General features: G+C 69.5%; 19 protein-coding genes and 1 pseudogene. 6 read left to right on the top strand and 14 right to left on the bottom strand.

Annotation, left to right across the window (positions count from 1 at the left end):
• Positions 1–4 precede the first annotated feature (4 nt).
• From GHR20_RS17325 to GHR20_RS17285, 9 genes are all read right to left on the bottom strand, one after another.
• Positions 5–619 carry a hypothetical protein gene (locus GHR20_RS17325; protein ID WP_153813674.1) on the bottom strand — a complete coding sequence of 205 codons (615 nt, stop codon included), beginning with the start codon at positions 617–619 and terminating at the stop codon, positions 5–7.
• Positions 616–1494 carry a PIG-L family deacetylase gene (locus tag GHR20_RS17320; protein ID WP_153813673.1) on the bottom strand — a complete coding sequence of 293 codons (879 nt, stop codon included), beginning with the start codon at positions 1492–1494 and terminating at the stop codon, positions 616–618. Before GHR20_RS17320 ends, GHR20_RS17325 begins: the two co-directional genes overlap by 4 nt.
• 14 nt (positions 1495–1508) lie before the next feature.
• Entirely contained in the window at positions 1509–2240 is a 732-nt protein-coding gene (locus tag GHR20_RS17315; RefSeq protein ID WP_153813672.1) for a glycosyltransferase, read from the bottom strand.
• Positions 2237–3100 (bottom strand): aminoglycoside phosphotransferase family protein, encoded by an 864-nt coding sequence (locus GHR20_RS17310; protein WP_194859126.1) that lies wholly within the window; start codon positions 3098–3100, stop codon positions 2237–2239. The genes GHR20_RS17315 and GHR20_RS17310 overlap by 4 nt, the downstream gene beginning before the upstream one ends.
• Before the next feature lie 14 nt (positions 3101–3114).
• Positions 3115–4002: a glycosyltransferase gene (locus GHR20_RS17305; protein WP_153813670.1), complete on the bottom strand. Its 888-nt coding sequence runs from the start codon at positions 4000–4002 to the stop codon at positions 3115–3117.
• 106 nt (positions 4003–4108) lie between these two features.
• Complete coding sequence (locus tag GHR20_RS17300; RefSeq protein WP_153813669.1) at positions 4109–4516, bottom strand: hypothetical protein; 408 nt, start codon at positions 4514–4516, stop codon at positions 4109–4111.
• Entirely contained in the window at positions 4513–4956 is a 444-nt protein-coding gene (locus GHR20_RS17295; RefSeq protein ID WP_153813668.1) for a hypothetical protein, read from the bottom strand. The genes GHR20_RS17300 and GHR20_RS17295 overlap by 4 nt, the downstream gene beginning before the upstream one ends.
• 190 nt (positions 4957–5146) lie before the next feature.
• Positions 5147–6349 (bottom strand): helix-turn-helix transcriptional regulator, encoded by a 1203-nt coding sequence (locus tag GHR20_RS17290; protein WP_153813667.1) that lies wholly within the window; start codon positions 6347–6349, stop codon positions 5147–5149.
• Positions 6350–6455: 106 nt separating this feature from the next.
• Positions 6456–7118, bottom strand: a complete 663-nt coding sequence (locus tag GHR20_RS17285; RefSeq protein ID WP_243878055.1) for an HAD-IA family hydrolase — start codon at positions 7116–7118, stop codon at positions 6456–6458.
• 288 nt (positions 7119–7406) lie between these two features.
• Between GHR20_RS17285 and GHR20_RS17280 the strand changes: the two genes are divergently transcribed.
• Positions 7407–8846: a hypothetical protein gene (locus GHR20_RS17280; RefSeq protein WP_208446850.1), complete on the top strand. Its 1440-nt coding sequence runs from the start codon at positions 7407–7409 to the stop codon at positions 8844–8846.
• Here the strand turns inward: GHR20_RS17280 and GHR20_RS17275 are convergent, their stop codons facing one another.
• The 5 genes and pseudogenes from GHR20_RS17275 to GHR20_RS17255 all read right to left on the bottom strand — a co-directional run bounded on the left by GHR20_RS17275 (position 8847) and on the right by GHR20_RS17255 (position 13961).
• Entirely contained in the window at positions 8847–10583 is a 1737-nt protein-coding gene (locus GHR20_RS17275) for a relaxase/mobilization nuclease domain-containing protein (protein WP_153813666.1), read from the bottom strand.
• Positions 10580–11185 carry a mobilization protein gene (locus tag GHR20_RS17270; RefSeq protein ID WP_243878054.1) on the bottom strand — a complete coding sequence of 202 codons (606 nt, stop codon included), beginning with the start codon at positions 11183–11185 and terminating at the stop codon, positions 10580–10582. The genes GHR20_RS17275 and GHR20_RS17270 overlap by 4 nt, the downstream gene beginning before the upstream one ends.
• A 38-nt stretch (positions 11186–11223) precedes the next feature.
• On the bottom strand, positions 11224–11406 hold the full coding sequence (locus GHR20_RS37550; RefSeq protein WP_243878053.1) for a hypothetical protein: 183 nt from the start codon (positions 11404–11406) through the stop codon (positions 11224–11226).
• 1019 nt (positions 11407–12425) lie between these two features.
• Positions 12426–13100: pseudogene (locus GHR20_RS17260) on the bottom strand (hypothetical protein).
• Positions 13101–13118: 18 nt separating this feature from the next.
• Complete coding sequence (locus GHR20_RS17255) at positions 13119–13961, bottom strand: helix-turn-helix domain-containing protein (protein ID WP_153813664.1); 843 nt, start codon at positions 13959–13961, stop codon at positions 13119–13121.
• Between the two features lie 476 nt (positions 13962–14437).
• Here GHR20_RS17255 and GHR20_RS17250 point away from each other — a divergent pair, with 476 nt between their 5' ends.
• From GHR20_RS17250 to GHR20_RS17230, 5 genes are all read left to right on the top strand, one after another.
• Positions 14438–14695 (top strand): helix-turn-helix transcriptional regulator, encoded by a 258-nt coding sequence (locus GHR20_RS17250; RefSeq protein WP_153813663.1) that lies wholly within the window; start codon positions 14438–14440, stop codon positions 14693–14695.
• A 120-nt stretch (positions 14696–14815) separates the two neighbouring features.
• On the top strand, positions 14816–15028 hold the full coding sequence (locus tag GHR20_RS17245; RefSeq protein WP_153813662.1) for a helix-turn-helix domain-containing protein: 213 nt from the start codon (positions 14816–14818) through the stop codon (positions 15026–15028).
• Entirely contained in the window at positions 15028–16179 is a 1152-nt protein-coding gene (locus GHR20_RS17240; RefSeq protein WP_153813661.1) for a site-specific integrase, read from the top strand. The genes GHR20_RS17245 and GHR20_RS17240 overlap by 1 nt, the downstream gene beginning before the upstream one ends.
• Positions 16180–16319: 140 nt before the next feature.
• A complete protein-coding gene (locus GHR20_RS17235) occupies positions 16320–18377 on the top strand; it encodes a GNAT family N-acetyltransferase (protein WP_153813660.1) in 2058 nt (685 codons plus the stop codon).
• Positions 18374–18853 carry an ASCH domain-containing protein gene (locus tag GHR20_RS17230; protein ID WP_243878052.1) on the top strand — a complete coding sequence of 160 codons (480 nt, stop codon included), beginning with the start codon at positions 18374–18376 and terminating at the stop codon, positions 18851–18853. Before GHR20_RS17235 ends, GHR20_RS17230 begins: the two co-directional genes overlap by 4 nt.
• The last annotated feature ends 24 nt before the right edge of the window (positions 18854–18877 follow it).

The following is an 18877-nucleotide window of genomic DNA, read 5'->3' as shown; positions in this document are numbered from 1 at the left end:
CCGGTCACCTGGCCCAGTACGTTACGAGGGCTTCCACCGCATGCGCGACGGCATCCGGGCTGGCGTCGGCGGGGATGACGGTCACTTCCCGCGACAGAGGTGGCTGAGCTGCGGAGACGAAGTAGTCCCGCGTGTGGGTGAGGAACGCCGGCTCGTGGAGGAAGTACTCGGACTCCGCCGCCGTATGCCCGGCTGCCTTGCGGCGCAGGGCCAGTTCTTCGGCCGGCACGTCGAGGTAGAGGGTGTGGTGGGGGCGCAGGAAGGGCAGCTCCTGGAGGCGGTCGCGCAGGCGGTGGTGGATGTCGTAGCCGAACAGGGCGTCGAGCGCGTGGGCGTGGGCCAGGAGGGTGTCCACCGAGCGGTCGAGGAGGACGACGGGCTTGGAGCTGGCGAGTGCCTGGCGCACGCGAGCGCCTTCGATGCCCATGAAGGTCTCGAACGCGGCGAGTTGTTCGGCCGCGGATGCGGTGTGGGCGGGCGGGATGTCGGTGCGACGGGCGATGTGTTGGACGTAGCAGTCCGAGACGAAGGCCCGCTCCTGGATGCTGCGCGTGCACAGGTGGCGAATGGCGGTGGACTTCCCGGCGTACGACGGCCCTTCGAGCGCGATGATCTTCACAGCGACTCCGTCCGGTAGAAGCGCTCGGCGAATGCGCCCGTGCTGCTCAGGAGGTCGGCCGCTGTGGTCCAGGCGTGCCGGATCGGCCGGTACATCTTCCGCGCGGGGTGCATCTGCGAGCCGTGCATGTGCAGCAACGTGACCTTGTCGAGCACGACGTCGGTGATGTCGACAAGCTCGGGGAGCAGGGAGGAGCGGGTGCGTGCTCGGAAGAGGTGCTGGTCGCAGCCGGCCAGGGCGTAGGTGGGCCAGAAAGCGAGGTCTTCCCAGAACCAGCGGCATCCGAGTCGTACGGCTGCCGCATGTACGAGGAGGTGGTCGGGGTGGCGGGTGACGGAGGCCGGGGCGAGGAGTTCGGCGTCGGGGTGGGCTTCGGCGATCTCGCGGAGCTCGTCCGTGATCCGGTCCAGACGGTCCTGGTCGAAGGGGCGGTACGGGGGTTCGGCGTCCCTGTGGCCGAGGAGGATCCGGTCGGCCGCCAAGGGTGCCAGGGCGGCGGCGCCTTCCCGGTTGCGCAGGTCGGATACGGCGGACTCGGTGCCGTAGGTGCCTTCCAGGGTCGGGTGGACGCTGGTGGAGCGGGTGAACACCGTGGTCACGGTGAGCGGTCGGGGATGGGCAAGGAAGGTGCCGGAGGCGGACAGGGCGAAGTCGTCGTGGTGCGGTTCGATGACAAGCACCGGGCGGCCGGCCGGGCGGCGCATCTCGATGAGGTAGCGATGCCTGCTGTGCGGGGCCTTGAGCTCGATGATCCGGTGGTTGTGGGCGCGGTGGCGCTCGGCCAGGTGCTCGGTCCACCGCTGGTGGGCGTGCAAGAGGCCGTTGGGGAAGGTGTAGATCCCTTCCGCGTCCGGTACGGGCAGCGTCGCGGTCATGATGGGCTCCGGGGTCATCGGACGGTGGTCTGGTACCAGTGACGCCACATGCGTGGGGAGTTGAGCCGCAGCCGGGCGGTGACGGGGTTCTGCCACCACAGCATCCGGAGGCTGGACCACTGGTCGTAACGGCGGGTGGAGGGGCGTACGCGCAGCTCGTCGAGGATCACGACCGGTGCGTTCGTGCTGCGGCCGTGGGCCGTCAGGCGGCGGAAGAACTCGACGTCTTCGCTCATGAACAGGTCGTCGCGGTATCCGCCGACCGCCCGGAAGGCGGCGGCCGTTGCGAACTGGGCGACGCCTTGCGCGCCGCCGTGCGTTTCCCGGTAGTGGTCCCAGTAGGCGCACAGCAGCCGTGCGCCGAGCCGCTTGGGGGTGTACAGGGGCGGGATGGCACCGCCGACGGCGCCGTTGTCCATGGCGGTGGCCGCGGCGGTGATCGCCTCCATGGGCAGGGCGACGTCGGCGTCCGTGAAGAACAGCCTGCGGCCCTCGGCGGCAGACGCTCCGGCGTTGCGGGCCCGGCCGATGTTGCGGACGGTCTCGCTGATCACCCGGACGCCGAACGAGGCGGCCATGTCGGCGGTGGCGTCGGTGGAGGCGTTGTCCACCACGACCACCTCCCCTCGTTCGCCGCTCGTCTCCTGCCAGCGTTCGAGGGAGGCGAGGACGGTGGGCATGTAGTGGGGCAGGTAGGCGGCTTCGTTGTGGGCAGGAATGACCACCGTCAGTCCAGGGCTGGTCATCGGGGTGTCCCTTCGCTACGTGGCGTGCGGAAGAGGTGCGGTGTCTGACGGGCCAGGTCGGCCAGGCGGTCCGACCACAAGCGGCGGCTGGTGCCGGGCGTGGCGTGAACCCAGCAGCGCGCCGTGTGGACGACCACCCACGCCGAGAGCCGGGTGTCGTTCAGGGGCGCCGCGTAGGCGTCGAGCAGGGTGCGGCGGTCCCATGGGGCGTGGGCCGCGGTCATGACGAGGGCGTGAGCGACGTCTGCCTCTCGCCGACCCGGGGCGGCATCGGTGAAGTCGACCAGGTAGCGCGTGCCGTGCGGGCCGGAGAGGACGACGTTGTCGAAGTGGATGTCGCCGTGGCACCACACGGTGGGTGCTCGCTCCGGCGTGTCGGCGATGACGGCGAGGGCGGGGCCGATCTGGTTGAGCAGGTCGGGTGGGCAGCGGCGGGCCAGGGAGGAGACCGAGTCGAAGAACGGGCGGCGGGGCACCGCCTGCTCGACCGGGGCTCGGTGGAGGCGTGCGAGGAGGCCGCCGAGGTCTTTGAGGGCTTGGGCATGCGGGATGCGGCCGGAGCGCACGGCGGCACCGAGTGTGTGTCCGCCGAGGTCAGAGGTGATGAGCGCGGTGGCCCCCTCGCGGGAGATAGTGCCGCTGCCGAGCACCTGCGGGGCGGGCACAGCACTGCCGGCTGCGCGGATGGCGGCGGCCTCGGTCAGTGCGTTGCGGCGGGCGGTGTGGTCGTACAGCTTCACGATCACGCTTCGGCCATCGCGGAGGCCCACCCGGAACACAGCCGTCCGCGAGCCCGCCGACAGGCGCCCCGCAGTCCGGGCGGGTGTCCCGAGGAGGGTGCTGCACGCGCGGGAGACCATGGCGGGCGGCGTGGTCATCGAAGCCCCGCCGGCTCGGGATGGGCAGCGCCCAGCGCACGGACATGCCGCAAGGCCCGCTTCAGAAGCGTGCGGTACTCCCGCACGTCGTCCGTACCGGGACACGTCGCCTGCCAGGGCTTTTCCGGGCCGACGAAGTGGATGAGGCGGGCGGCCGGGTCCGGGCGTAGGGGTCGGGTGACGACGCGGCGTACCCAGTCGCCGCGTTCGAGGTATCGGCCCACCTCGAACCGGTTGTACGCGGCCTCGGCCGCCCGCACGCGGCCGACGTGGAGGAGCCACAGGTTCAGGGCGTCCTGGTCGTTGTGGAGGATGTGCTGCCGGTGTCTGGCCAGGGCCTGCTCGACGCCGTGGCGGATCCGTGGCAGATCGGCGGTGTGAGCCCACAGGAGACCGGCGTTGTAGTAGGGGCGGTCCCGCAGACGCGGCCAGCGTTCCGCGACGCCCGGCAGGGCAGGACAGCGGCCGACTGCCGGGTTGAACTCGTCACGTACAGCGCCGACCTCGCCAGGGCGGAGAGCGTCGAGCGGGGCGGTCAGGTCGCCGCGGACCAGGACGTCGGCGTCCACGTAGATCAAGTACGGGCGGCGGACGAACTCGGGACTGAACTCGAAGCGCAGATAGGTGGTGACCGTGATGTACGAGGCGTCCGCCATCCGCGCGGAGCGCAGCGGGGAGCGACGGGCCAGGGCGAAGGAGCCGAAGCCGACCCGTTTGGCGAGGTGGGCCAGGAGCTGCACCTGGGACGCTCCGAGGTCGAAGGTGAGGAAGCGCAGCGCCGCGGCCTTGCGGGCGCTGGGGCTGAGGCTGTCCGCCAGGGAGGTGATCGTGGCGAGGCCGGGGGTGAGGTAGTGCCGGTCGATGCAGATGCCGAATGCGTACACGGCGGGTCCGCCTTCCGGGCGTGGTCTGGGGAAGTGATCTGGTGATGAGCTGTGAGTCGTGAGCTGCCGCCGCCCAGCGGCTGAGCTGGCAGCGAAGCGCAGGGGGCTAGAACGCGCGGTCGGCCTCGTCCGGGCTGGCGTCCGGTTGGCTGACCGTCGGCCGCTGGCTGGTGGCGAGGTCCTGATGGTCGTTGGTAATCAGCGTGCCGAGGGTGACTGCGGCAGCGAGGTGGCCGGTGAACCACACGCCGACGCAGAACCGCTGGACGGAATCGACAGCCCCGCCACGGGCCTTGTGGCGGCTGCGCATCAGGTGGTCTTCTCTCGGCTCAGGCGTTCTGCGCGTCTCGATGACGTCGAGGGTGCCGGGCTCGTCCGTCTCCCGCTCAGTCGTGGGGCTGCCCGACTCCGGACGCAGGACCCAGTCGGTGCCCTGCCTGATGTCGGTGACGATGGCGTGACGTCCGTTAGCGTCCGAGACCAGGTCACCGACCTCCGCCCGTGCCCGGGTCACGAGGCGGCTCCCGGCACGAGGTCTCCCCACAACCACCAGCCCGAAGAGGCTTCGAGCAAGATGCGGCGGCGTTCGTGCTGCCCCGGGGTCTGGCGCGCCGACGGCGACGTCGCCTCGGCGAGGAAGCCGCCCCGGTCACGGATGAGGACACCGAGCGTGGCGAACTGACCGGCGTCTTCGGCGAGGTGGGAGGTTGCGGCGACGACGATGCCGCGGACCAGACCGGAGGACAGTGCGCTCGTGACAGCGGCCCAAGCCGGGCGGGCGTCCAAGGGCACGCTCGGGTCGTCATCGGACCAGGTGCCGGCCACATGCCAGTGCCGGACGTCGGCGTAATGGCGTGCACGCCGCTCGGCCTCGCGGACAGCGGCCGACTCGGCCGCACAGGAGTAGACGGCAACCGGCACGTGTCCGATACCGCCGGAAGGGGATTTCGGCATGCGCTCAGCGTGCTGTCGATCCCGTGCGCGGGACAGGCACGGCTCGTGGCGGCGCCAGGAAGTCGTGCGGCGATGGGCTGCCACGCACCGTGCTGCTGCGCTGCCGTCCTGCGGCAGGACTGCCATGGAGCGTGGCAGTGGAGCTGATGGCGGCTTCGTGGACTGCTACAGGGCGTGGTGGTGAAAGCGGTCAGCGCACGGCGAGGGGCACACCGGCCGAGTGAGCGAGCCCGCGGAGCCGTGCGACGGACACTCCGGCGAGGCGAGAGATGATCACTCCGGGCAGCATTTGGTGCCGCACCCACCCGGGCGCCATGCCGCAGACCTTTTCCAGGGTGTCGGCAGCCTGATCCCACCTACGGCACTCCACGTGCGTCAACGCCACGTCGAGGCCGTAGCGGGCCCGAGTGGCGAGCGGCACCGTGTCGTCCAGCCGGATGGTGTCCATGAGCCGGAGCGCACCGCTGGTGTCGCCGAGGGCGACGGCGATGCTCATCGCCTGCGTGGCAGCGTAGAGCGGCCCGAAAGGCTGAGCATGCCGGCCACGAGCATGCTCCGTACCGAGGCGGGCGCCGACCGCATGCGCCTGGGAGAGGTACTCCCGCGCGGTGTCCGGCGAAGCGCCGCCCCGGGACGCGGCCACAGCAGCATTCGTGACGAGCTGCCCGTACACCGACAGCCGGTCTGGATCGTGCTCGGACATCTTCGGCTCGATCCGGTCGGCCTGGGCCGCGGCGAGCGCGAAGCCCTGGGCCGTCCGCCCGTCGCGGAGATTCACCCACGCCGTGGTGGCTGCGAGGTGCGCATCCCGCAGATCGTCGCCAGCCTGGACGGCGATCTGCCTGCCGTAGGTGAGCGCCGCATAGGCCAGGTCCCGTGAACCCCACACGTTCGCAGCCATCCCGGCAGTCTGGAAGACATCGGCCAGGACGCCGGCCGCGGCCTCCCGCTCACCAGTGTCCGCAGCGTCGTACCGAGCGCGGGCTTCGGGCAGCAAGGCGCCGAGCAGCGCACCGAGTTCCGTGTAACGACCCGCCCAGTAGGCCGCATCAGCACGCCGAACGACAGCACGCAGCTCCTCCACGGTGCCCGGCTCACTGTCGGTGGGAATGCCGATCGCGGCGTCGTGCGTGGCGGCAGACAGCGCGCGCAGTGCTGCGCGCTCGTCTCGGTCCATGGCGCGACGGGGCGCTTGCTGGCCGAGAAGGACGGCGATGTCCGTCCCGAGGGCGGAGGCGATGGACAGCAGCGAAGGAAGGGAAGCGGTGCCGCCCCGTTCCAGCTTCCGCACGACACCCACGGAAACGTCGGCAGCTTCTGCCAACTGCTCCTGTGTCATCGGGCCGCGCAGCCTCTTGATGCGTTCAGCGGTGCTGTACTCGGACCACTGCATGGCAGCAACTCCTCCCCGACCGGCCAGGCACGGACCGTACCCACTCCTTTACGATCGGCAACACCCATCAGTACCGTCGGCACAGTGAGTTGGCGGGAAGTCGCCGCTAGACGGAAAGCGTGGCGCTCACTCCGAACAATGCCTCAAGCTCGGCCACCGTTGCGGCCTCATCCCTCGCAAGGACGGTAGTGATGCCCAGGGCTTCGGCAGGTGGCAGGTTGCGAGGGTGGTCGTCGACGAACACGCATGCCTGGGCAGGTAGCCCGAGACGTTCCAACGTCAGCTCATAGATGGCAGGGTCGGGCTTCGCGATGCGGACCTGCTCGGAGATGACGTGCACATCGAACAGTTCCCAAATCCCTGCCTGCGCGTACGGGTTGAAGGGGTGTGTGCCGAAGCTGTTCGACAGGAGAGCGAGACGGTACCCCACGCTCTTGGCAGCTCGTGCAAGCGCGGCCATGCGCCGAGCTGGGGGCACTGCGGCCCAGGCGCGCCCCATCAGGTTGTCTGGTGCGACATGCGCACCGAGAAGAGCCGCAGTACGCCTGTTCCACTCCGTCTGGTCGATCTCACCGACTTCCAGCGCCGCATACAACCGCCGGCCTTCAGGGTGGTCGTTGAGAGTGGCACGCCATGCTTCTGGGGGAAGCCCTTCCGACTCGCACCAAGCGCGGTGCACGGAACGCGGGTCAGCGGTCAACACCCCGGCGAAGTCGAGGATGAGCCCATGCTCGGCTTGACGGTCCGTGGTATCCATGGGCTGCGGCATGCTGAGTGCTCCCTCTCCTTCGGCCTCACAGAGACGCTACCGCGCACCGAGTACGCGGATGCCGCCAAGCCTTGCACTTCGTCCGACGACTACGGCCCAACTGATACGTTCCCTGGCCGTGCTCCAAGCTGCGGGATGTACGCATGCCACTGGCGGAGGTCGTTCAAGCGCGTCGCCACCAGTGCGTCACTTTGCAAGCCGCCCAATCACCCTTTCGTACTTCCGAAAACGACCACCGGCGTGTCCGGCATGAGAGATCATCTGATGACATGAGTCAGAGTGAGTCGCATGGGTAAGCGCCAACGCCGTCGCCAGCGGGAACAGGCACAGAAGAAGCTGACTGCCCCATCCCCGCTGATCATCGAGTTCCCACCCGGCGAGCCGCGCATCCGCGCCGTCATCAAGGCCGACTGTCCCAAGCAGGCACAGGAAGTTGCCGCCCAGTACTGGGAGATCACCGAGGAAGGCACCTGGGCCCGCACGGTAGGGAGCATTGGCGACCAGCAATGGGTTGCAGCGACGGCCACGTCCGTCTCCCACGCCGTTCTGCTCAAGTCGCTCTGCCGGAACTGTGATGAACCCATCCGAGTCAGCAACCGGTCGTGGGCCGTCAAGGTCGGCGGCAAGTACTTGGACCGGCTCAACGACAGGTACCTCTGTCCAGAGTGCAGCGACGTCCAGCGGCAGGACGAGGAACGTGAGCGCGAGCGGAGACTGCAGGCGGCGCGCGCCGAGAAGGAACGGGAGAAGCTGAAGGCCGAGGAAGAGGCGCGGACCATCGCCGAGGCCCTCGCCGACGAAGAGGCGAAGGACGGATCAACGAGCCGTCTGCCCTACGGCCGTCCGACTGCTCTCGCCCTGTACCTGGTCCTGGTCAATCACGCCGCCTGCAACCCTGGCAATCCCCTGCCCAGCGTGGCCGACCTGGGCTCGCTCGGATGGACAGGCGACACAGAAAGGGACACGGAGGCCCTTCTCGATTTGTACCGCGCCCACCTGGTCGCCATCGCCTCGGAGACGCCGAGGAAGGCATTCGACGTCTCCGAGGAGGACGGAGAACTCCGCTTCTTCGGCCCGGAGGTGAAGTGGCGCCTGGTAGGCGGAAGCCCGACGTCCATAGCCAACGCGCGGGCTGTCAGGGCACACTTCATGACCGCTCCCGGCCAGGAAGCTCACGACGACCGTCAGGCACTGGCCGAGCTCGTCGACCGCATGGAGATCATCAACGTCATCTCCTACCTCGATGGGCTTCTGACCAAGAAGTACGACTACCCCGCCGTGCCTGAAGGCCGGCGCCAGGAACTGGCCGACATCGTCAGGAAGGGATTCGCGGCGGGATACACGTCGGGCCAGATGATCTGCTTCGCCTGGCGGGCAGCGGACTCGGCGGCGGCTTGGAAAGAGCGCAACGCGCACATGGGCCCGCCCGAGGCGTCCTCTGGTGCGGTCACCATCCTCAACAACAAGATCGACACCGCGATCGAGGTCCACCATGCCATCCCGGAGTACGACCCGCCGCGCTGGCACCAACAGCCGCCTGCGCTGGCAGTGCTCAGGCAGTTGAACGCTGAGGTCAAGCGAGTGCGGGACCGCTCCGTGATCAGCGCCTGCCCCCAGTGTGACCACCAGGGGCTGCGCGAGACGGACACGGGAGCCATGGTCCGCTGTATTCACACGGCGACCGTCCCTGAGCAGGCTGAACCACAGGAGGATCCAGCCGAAGCCTGATCAGCGCCGACGGACGGTGCCGTTCGCTGCCCCGCTCGCGGGTTGTGCGGTGGGCGCCGGGGAGGGGGCGCGGTGCTTATCTCGGATGGTCGTGTCCTGGGGGTTTTCCGGGGCGGCGGGCAGGTGGGCGCTGCGGCGCAGGCGCCAGACGAGGACATCGCTGATCGAGGTCGCGGTGTCGAGCTCGCGCCGCCGGGCGGCGTCAGCCAGCAGGGCTGCCGGGTCGTGGCCGGCTCTGCGGGCGTCGTCGAGGGTGGCGACCAGGGCGGGCCAGCCGGGTTCCGCCTGGACCTGTGCGGCCAGGTCCGGTAGCACTTCGTGCAGGAGGTTGGCTTGCCGCTGGCGAACACGCGGGGCCAGGCGTTGGCCTCGCTGGCGGAGGGCGGCCATGGGCTGGTCTGCGGCGGCTTGGTAGGCGGCGTGTAGGTGTTCGGCCGCCTGCTGGGCTGCTGCGGCCTGCTGGGCGTGGTGCTTCTTGGCGTGCCAGTTCGCTGCGGCGATGGCGAGGAAGAGGGCCATGTCGATGAGCATGGCGGTGGTGGCGCCGTCCTCACCGCGGCCCAGAGCGGGTCCGCTGTGGACGAGATCGCGGGCGGCCTGGCGCAGGGCGCGGTCGTGTCCGCGCTCGGCCTTCACACGGGAGCGGCTGGCCCGCTCGAACACGAACGCCGCCTCCCGGAGTTCAGCGCGGGTGTGGGCGGCGGAGGTCTTGGCCAGCGCGTCCAGGACCTCACCCGCCGCAGCGATCTGGGCCGCTGCCGCTCCGTCGTCGCCTTGGTCGATGATCAGTAGCGCCTGCCAGGCGGCGGCGGAGGCCCGGCGCCGCGCGAACGCGGGACCGGTCACGTCCGGCAGGGCCGGCTGCTCCGGCCCGGATCCATCCGCCGAGGCGGCAGCCTCCGCGGGCAGCGTCCAGCGTTCGCGGATGCGGGGCAGGGACAGATCGGGTGCGAGCGTGGAGCCCGCGTAAAACACCGGCTCCTTCTCACCGTTGCGGTCGTCGGGCAGCGCGACCTTGTAGCCGAGCAGGTCCCCGGAGGGCGCGACGCGCTTGCGGATCAGCAGACCGGCGGCGGCCAACCGGTCGAAGAACTCCTCCTCGCCCGTCGTGTCGGCCACCGCCCGCCGCACGGTCTCCCGCAGCTCCTCGCGCGCCGGACGCTCCCGCCCCTCGCGTTCGGCCTTGTGCCGCTCCGCGCTGGTGGCCCGCTTGGCGGCGGTGCCGTCCCCGGGCGCGACCTGGTGCAGGCCGAGTTCCTTTTCGATCAGCCGGCACTCGGCCTGCGCGCGTTTGCCGGAGCGGTGGTGGTCGGGGCGGCGGCCGTCCTCCCGGATGAGGGTGGCGATGATGTGGATGTGGTCGTCGGCGTGCCGGACGGCCGCCCAGCGGCAGCCGGCCCCGTCGCCAGGGTCGATACCAGTGGCGGCGACCATACGGCGGGCGATGTCGCCCCACTGCTCGTCGGGCAGAATCGGGTCGCCTGGAGCGGCGCGCACCGAGCAGTGCCAGACGTGCTTGTCGGGACGCCGGCCCGCGTCGAGCAGCGACAGCGTTTGATCGAGGAGGTGCTGGAGGTCCCTCTTCGTCGCCGAGGGGTCGCGTCCGGGGTCGGGGGCCATGCCGTCGAAGGAGGCGACCAGGTGCGGGTCGATGTGCTCCTCGTGGGTGCCCTTGCCGTACAGGTAGTGCAGGAGCCCGAGGGTGTTGCTGCCCTGCTGGTGGATCCGGGGGATCAAGCCGCTTCGCCCTCCTGCCTGTTGGTGATCCTGTCGGCTGCCCGTTGGACGGCCTGCGCGGCACGCTGCAGGTCGGAGAGGGCAGCGGCGAAGTGCGGTGCGTCGGCACCGGAGTTGAGTGCTTTGACGGCCTGGTTGACGTTGCTGCCCGCCCAGCCGAGCTGACGGCGCACACCGAAGAGGGCAGTCAGGATGTCCCGCTCGGTGGCGATGGCCGCTGCGGTGCGGGCCTGGTCGCGGGCAGCGGCCAGGGCGGAGTGGGCCAGGAACCCGGCCACGCTCATGCCGACGTGGTCGGCGCCGGACTGGATGATGGCGAGTTCTTGTTCATTGAGGCGGACGCTGTGAGCGGGGCGCTGCTTCTTGTCACGCGGACGCGACTTCCCCTTCCTGGCCTTGCCTGGCTGCTGTCCGCCCTCGGTCGCAGCCTTCCCGTCCGGCGCCCCCTGGTGCCGGACGGACCCCGCCACCCCCGGGGCGGGGTCGGGTTCGGGCGCTCCCCCTGCGGGGGAGTGTCCGGACCTCCAACTTGCTCCGCCCGCATCCGAGGTGGATTTCACCTCGGCGGAAGCGGGGAAAGGGCTTGGCACGGTCTTCGTCATGTGGTCCTCGTGGCGCGGAGGCGGTGCCATCCGGCTCCTCATCGGGTCTTCTTCGTCGTCCGGGGCAGGTGCGCGAGCGTGGGATCGGCGTGGAGCCGGGCCTGGAGGTCACTGAACAGCTCATTGCTGACCTTGACGCCGTGTTCGCGCAGGTGCGGGCGTATGGCCCGGCGGGTCATGCGCCCTTCGGCGAGGGCGGCCTGACGGGCGACCTCAATCACCCCTTGCGGGATCTCCTGGTGGCCAGCAGAGCGGTCCCCAGGGCGCAGAGCTGGATCAGCCCGCTGGTCTGGAGGCGGAGCGGCGTGGTCCGCGGAGAGGGATACGGCCGCCTTGTCGGTGGCCCGCCCGGCGTGGTCCGTGATCAGCGGGTGGTCCCGAGCCGGTATTTGATCCGTAGGTGCACCTTGTACCGGCTGGGCGGGATCAGACGTGTCGGCTGGTCCTTCAGCCTGTACGGCCAGCTGGTGGTCCGTGGGCTGCGAGGACTCGGCGGAGGCTTGGCCTGCGGCTTTGCTGGTCCGCAGCTGGGGAGCGGCCTCCTGCGGACCACAAATAGCCGCCTGCTCCGGGCGATCCGGGGCTGGCTCGGTCCGCTGGTCCGGAGCCTCCAAGGCATGGTCCGCGGGGGCGGGCTTCCTGCGGCCCGGACCAGTCTGATCCGCTGGTCCGCAGGTGTTGTCGTCACAAGGTCGCTGGTCTGCGGTCCCCTTTGTGGTCCGGAGCAGCGGGGTGCTCTCGGCAGAGGGCGCGGCCCGGTCAGCGTTGACTGCGGCGCCGAGGTGGACGGCAAGGGCCGCAGCGAGAGGCGGGACGGCGGACACTGCGATCACCAGGAGGGGACCGGTCGTGAGGTGCCCGGTCGACACCAGGTGCCCGACCGCGTTGAGGAGGACGGACACCCCCACGGTGATAAGGGTCAGGGCGCGCCCCAAGTTTCGGCTGGCGCCTGCCGCGAGCCAGGCGAGGCCGGCGACCAGGGCCAGGACGTCGATGCTGACGGGAAGGGACCACGCAAGTCTGTGACCCCAGCCCACCGAGCGACCGAGGTCGGCCAGGGTGTCGGCGCTCGCGGTCATGGCGACGGCAGCGACCAGGGCAGCGCCCGCGACGATCGTGATGCGCTGCGCTTTGGAGGCGGACACCGGCGCAGGGATTCCGGCGGGATGGTCTGCGGGCAGGAGTACTCCTTGTCTCCGGCGGTCAGCGGCTGTAATGGGCCGTGCGACGGCGGGGTGGGTCACGTCACCTGCCGCTGGTTCATCCGGGCAGCGGCGAGGTCCACACGCGAGGGGTGCGGAGTGGCGCGGACGGCATTGCCTCGGGCGGTGCCGCCGAGGTCCAGGCGCCGCTGGCGGCACGGCTCGCCCACGCGAGCCTGGCACCACCCGCAGGGGACGCTGAGCACGTCGGGACGCCCTTCGGCGACAGCGGCCTCGCGTGCCGCACGGGTTGGCCGGTAACGGGCCAGCTCGGCTCGGACGGCCGGCGGGAGGCACGATCCGTTGGCGCGCAGGCGTGTCTCGATGTCCGGACGTTTGTCGGTCCTGGTGATCTGCCGGTATGTCGCGGGTGCGGTCTGCCCGACGGCGACGGCGTGTCGGGTGCCGACCAGTTCGGCTCGTCAGGCGTCGGGGTCGTCGGGGTCGGCGGCCGGTGTGGGGTCGGTGTGCCGGTCGAGGCGGTCACGCCGGTGGGCACGCCAGGCTCGGGCGATGTCCACGGGCAGGATCGGATAGGGAGAGTCGAGAACGTGCGTCCGTACCACGCGGCGGACGTCCCAGCCGTGGTCGGTGGCGAGCGGTACGTCGTGGAGCAGCTCGTGCCACTGGGCGATCTGGTCGCGGGCCTCACCGGTGCCGGTTCGGGCGGTCCGGGGGTCGAGGCGGCCGATGTAGGCGAGGATGGCGGCGATTTCACGTCCAAGGGCGGGTTACTCCGTTCCGGTCGGTTCGTCGAGGGCGGCGAGCAAGGCGGCGGTGTGGGCCTCAGCGCGGGTCATGCCGGTCGCTGGGGTGGGGCCGCCGCCGGGCAGGGCGTAGAGATTCGGGCGGCTGGCTGCGGGGGAGTGCTCGCGGGCGATCCACGCGCGCCAGTCGGCAGCCCATGCGGCGGCGGTGCGAGGCACCCACGCTGCCCGGTACGAGCGCCACTTCGCGTCGGCCGTTTGTAGGGCATGTTCGCCGAGCCGGTCGATGTGACCGTGGTGCTGTAGCCAGGCCCGGGTGGCTTCGTCGATCTGCCAGTCGGTGGCGGCGATGAGCTGGGCAGAGCTGCTGCTCTTACCGTTCACCTTCGGTTCACTACTGTTCTGGGGGCCGGAATCCGTGCCTCCGACGGGTCGGGATCCGTACACCCCCGGGGTTGAATTCCGTTCCCCGGGGCCGGATTCCGGTCCCCTTTCGAATAGGTCGGCAGGGTCAGATGCCGGCACCCCAGGGGTCGCATTCTGATCCCCCAGCAGAGTCGGATTCTGTTCCCCCTGGGCGGCCCGTTCCGAAAGAAACCGGGCGGCGGCCGGGAGGTGGTAGTACGTCTCTCCCCGAGGCCCTTTGCGACCGACGAGCTGCACCAATTCGCCATCGGCGACCAGCTTGGCCAGGGCGTCACGTACGGCGGTACGGGAGGCGTTGGCGCGTTTCATGAGGGCGGGCACGGACGCGTACGCGATGCAGCGCCGGTCGCAGCACCGGTCGGCGATCAGGGCGAGGACCATGCGGGCGGTGCCCTTGCTGCGGCTGTGATCCCACACCCATTCGCGGGCGTCGTAGCTCATGGGGAGGCGGCTCCAAGGTCGAGGGGGCAGGCGCGAGCGCCCTGAGCGGGCGATACGCGAGTAGGCGTGGCGCCCAGCCTCGGGCCGGAAGGCGCAAGTGGAGGCTGGTGGCATCGCATCGCCAAGACAGCCACACCGACGCCGTGCAAGTCCAGCAATTCCTCCGGGGAATCAGACAGCTGACGGCGAACACGTCCTGCGCGGAATTACTAAAACGATAGACCGGAAGCGGCGGTTGACCAAAAAGTTGTGCCGCAGACGGAGCCAGAAGGATCACATCGGGAAACCGTTGACCCCTGCGGAAGCGCAAGCTACAACACAACACCCCACGTCGCAGTGCCTTATCAGGCTGGCGTCGTCATCGCCTGACGGACCCTGAGAGCAGCTCAGGGGGAAGCGCACCTACGCACGTCGGGCGCAACATAGCCGACGATCGCCGGTTAACCAAACCGGCGAATGCAAGTTACAACGGAGCCATGGCAGCACGGTCTCTGGAAATCGGTTCTGCAGGAATGCGGACCGCCCGCACCATCGAAATCCTCCGCGCCGAACGCGGCCTCGCCCAGCGCGAGCTCGCCAACCGAGTCACGTCCCTCGGCCGCCCGATGTCCAACACGATGCTGTCCCGCATCGAACGGGCCCAGCGCCGCTGCGACGTCGACGACCTCGTTGCCCTCGCCCAGGCACTCGGCGTGTCGCCCCTGGCCCTCCTCCAAGGGATCCCCGCCGAATAGGGCCGCGTGCTGCCGATCCGAACGGACTCTACGAGCAAAGGACCCGACCGCCCTTGCGCCGCCCCGCAATACCCCCTGCCTTTGCCTGCTCCTGCGATGCCCCGAAGGAGGCGACCGCGAATGGCTGACCGCCTCCTGACGGTTGCCGAGGCCGGCGAAATGCTCGGCACAGGCGAGCGCTTCATCCGCCGCCTCATCGCCGAGCGCCGTATCCGCTACGTGAAACTCGGATGCCCAGTACGCATCCCGGAGAGCGCCGTCGCAGAGTACGTCGAGGCGCGCACGGTCGAGCCGCTCCGCCGTACCCGCATGCGTTATGGGAGGGCAGCCTGATGGCACGACGCAGGACACAGCGCCGACGCGAATTCGGCACGGTGCGCCAACTGCCGTCGGGCCGGTGGCAGGCCCGTTACCTGGGGCCGGCCGGACAACGCCACAAGGCTCCCGAGACGTTCGACTCGAAGACCGAAGCCCAGGACTGGCTCAACCTGGTCCGCGCCGACATCGAGCGCAATCACTGGCGGGACCCGGACGCCGGTGCCGTCAATTTCGAGAACTACGCCCTGCGGTGGCTGGAGGAGCGCGGGCTTGCGCCCACCACCGTCGACCGCTACAGCGGTCTGCTACGGCTGCACATCCTGCCGACGTTCGGCGGCAAGGACTTGGACGAGATCACACCGCCCTCGGTGCGTACCTGGCGAGCCGAGCGGCTCAAGGCGACGGGTGCCACCACGGTGGCCAAGTCGTACCGGCTGCTGAAGGCGATCCTGCAGACGGCCGTCGACGACGACCTTCTGCGCAGCAACCCCTGCCGCATCAAGGGGGCCGGCAAGGAGGAAGCCGACGAGCGCCCGACCGCTACCGTGGAGCAGGTCTTCGACCTCGCCGATGCGATGGGCCCGCGTTGGCGGCTGATGGTCCTTCTCGGCGCCTTCGCCTCACTCCGCCCCGAGGAACTGGCCGAACTGCGCCGGCACAGTGTCGATCTCGACGAGTGCTCTCTGCGGATCACACACGCGTCCCCGGAGCTGACGAACGGCAGACGGGTGACTGGGGATCCCAAGTCGCGCGCGGGCAAGCGAACCGTCTACCTGCCGGACTTCGTGCTGCCGGAGCTGCGCCGACACCTCCGATGGTTTGCGGAGAAGGAGCCGGACGGCCTCCTCTTCGTGGGAGAGAAGGGGGCGCCGTTCCGCCGGTCGACCTTCGGCCGCAAGTGGCGCAAGGCCAGGAGGAAGGTCGGCATGCCGGACACCTTCCGCTTCTACGACCTTCGCCATACCGGCAACACCCTCGCCGCGGACACCGGTGCAAAGCTGAAGGACCTCATGGTCCGCGCCGGCCAGTCCTCGGAGCGGGCCCAGTTGATCTACCAGCACTCGACGGCGAAGCACCAGCGCAGGCTCGCTCAGGGGATCGATGCCGAGGTGCGGCATCAGCTGAGTGAGGCAGCTACCGGGCAGGCGGGAGCCAAGGAGGCGTAGCGGCGTTTCCGACAGTCTCCGGAGCACCGTGCGCCCCTTGTGCCCCCTTGAGGGACGGCCCTGAATGAGATCAGCTTCTCCTGTATGTGATGACAGGGGAGTTGTGGTCGGCGGTGTACGGCCCAACTGGAGGGGGAGCGATGGCGATCAAGTTAGTGTCTGTTTCGCCCGTGCAGGACGAGCTGATCGACAAGGTCATAGCCCTGGGTGATCGCTACACGAAGACGCTGGGGCTTCTCACACCTCCCGCTTACCGGAAGGCCGCGGAGGACGGCGGCCTTCTGGCCGCGGTCGAAGGGGACGAGGTGCTCGGATACGCGCTGTTCGGGCTGCCGAAGAGGAGCGCGCGTATCCGGCTCGCACACCTGTGTGTGGCGGAGGAACAGCGCGGCCGGGGAATCGCCCGCCGGCTGGTGGAGGGCATCAAAGAGCGGTACCCACAGCGGCTCGGGATCAAGGCCAAGTGCCGACGGGACTACAACCTGAGCGGGATGTGGCGGAGTCTCGGCTTCGTCCCGGATGGCGAGGTGCGAGGCCGCGGCCGTGACGGCGAAATCCTGGACGGCTGGTGGTTGGACCTCGGCCATCCGGACCTGTTCACGGAGATGGAGAGCGACGCGCTCCTGGTGGTCACGGTCGACCACGGAGTCTTCGCCGATCTGCGCGGCCTCGCTGACACGGCCGACGCGGAGGAGTCCCGCGCGCTGGAAGCCGGCTGGATGGCGGACCTCGTCGAGCTCGCCTACACCCCCCAGCTGGTCCATGAGATCCGGGACCTCCCGGACACGGCAGAACGCCAGCATCAGCGGGCTGCGCTGACCGGCCTGCGCAAGCTCTCCCCGGACTTGGCGGCCGTGGACGAGCGAAGCCGCGAACTTCTCCAAGCGGCTACGCAGGCCATGCCCGACCTGACCGACGACACTGAGCTTCGGTCCCGCTTGCGGTATGTGGCCGAGACGTCGTGCGCCGGTCTGCAGGTACTGGCGACCCGTGACCCACTGCTGTCCCGTCTGGGCGACGTGGCCTGGGAGGTCGCCCGCGTCCGGGTCGTCTCACCTTCGACCGTGACGCTGCACGTGGACGAGTTGCGGCAGGCCCAGGTGTACCGTCCGGCAGATCTGATGGGGACGGAGTTCCGGTCGGGAGAGGTAGCACCAGGTGCGGAGGACGAACTCGTCGCGTTCTTCCACCAATCGGGTGGGGACGACGGATCGGCCTTCGCCGAGCGGCTGCGGTCGCTGAACGGAGGCACGGTCGCCTGGCGCCGCGAGCTGCTCCGGGATGGTCAGGGCCGCCCGGTCGCTCTCTACGCATGGGCACTGGACGGACGAACCCTTGTCGTCCCCGTCCTCCGCACGGCCGGCCACCCACTGGAACAGACTCTTGCTCGGCAGCTGCTCTTCCTGATCAAGCGGCTCGGCCGGGACTGCGGTGCGGAAATCATCCGCATCAGTGATCCGCATCCCTCCGAGGCTGCCAGGTCCGCGGCCGGCGACGACGGGTTCTTCGAGCATGACGGCAGGCTCGTCGCACTCCTCGTGAATGTGTGCGGGACGGCAGCCGAGGTGGAGGCTGTGGCCGGCGGCCTCGCCCGCGTGCTGACCGTCGATACGACCACGCTCCACCCCGGCATGCCCGCCGAGGTAGCAGCCGTGGTGGAGCGTGCGTGGTGGCCGGCGAAGGTCATCGACTCGAAGCTGCCGTCCTTCCTCGTGCCGATCAAGCCGCGCTGGTCGACCGAGCTGTTCAACGTGCCCGCCATGCTCATTCCGCGCAGTGACGTCCTGGGCATCAGCAGAGAGCACGTCTATTACCGCTCCTCGGGCCGCCGCGGAGAGAGCGTTCCGGCTCGCCTGCTCTGGTACGTCAGCGAGGGCAACTCTCCGGGCGAAGGCCAGATAGTGGTGGGCAGTTCGCGACTCGACGAGGTGCTCATCGACACACCGGGCACCCTCTTCTCTAAATTCGAACACCTAGGCGTATATGGTCGGGCTGAGGTTCAAGAAGCTGCCGACGCCTCCGGCCGAGCCATGGCACTGAGGTTCTCGGACACCGAGATCTTCCCGAAGCCGGTGACGCTGCGGCGATTGACCTCCTTGGCGAAGGACCTGGGACTACCGTTGTCGCTGATCTCCCTGTCGAAGATCAGTAACGAGCTGTTCCAGGCGGTCTATCAAGAGGGGCACCGAACGACGTGAACGATCCGGAACGCGCGATGCTGCTGTCCGTCCACCCGCGCTTCGCCACCGCGATCCTGGCCGGCAGCAAGACGGTGGAGGTCCGCCGCCAGCGCGTCGCCGCGCCGCCCGGAACCCCGGTTCTGCTGTACGCGACCGCGCCCACCATGGCTCTGGTGGGCATGGCGCGCATCGCCTCGGTCCATGTGGGCTCCCCCAAGGAGGTGTGGTCGGCGCATCGTGCCCAGACAGGGATCACTCGACGCGAGTACGACGCCTATATGGACGGCGCCACCCAGGCGAGCGGTCTGACCCTGGAGGACCCCCTGCCTTTCGACGAGCCGGTGCCCCTCAGTGCACTGCGCGCTGCGGGGACCTTCCATCCGCCGCAGAGCTATCGCTACCTGAGAAGTGCTGATCTCCATCAGGTATCAGAGGCCGGGCCCGCCGTAGGCAGCGCACTTCGGAAGGTGCTGCCGGACGCGGTTTACGCGTAGCGGACCGAGGCTCCGAGCGATTGG

This window comes from Streptomyces sp. SUK 48, assembly GCF_009650765.1.
Lineage (GTDB): Bacteria > Actinomycetota > Actinomycetes > Streptomycetales > Streptomycetaceae > Streptomyces.
This window is presented reverse-complemented; position numbering and strand designations above follow the sequence as displayed.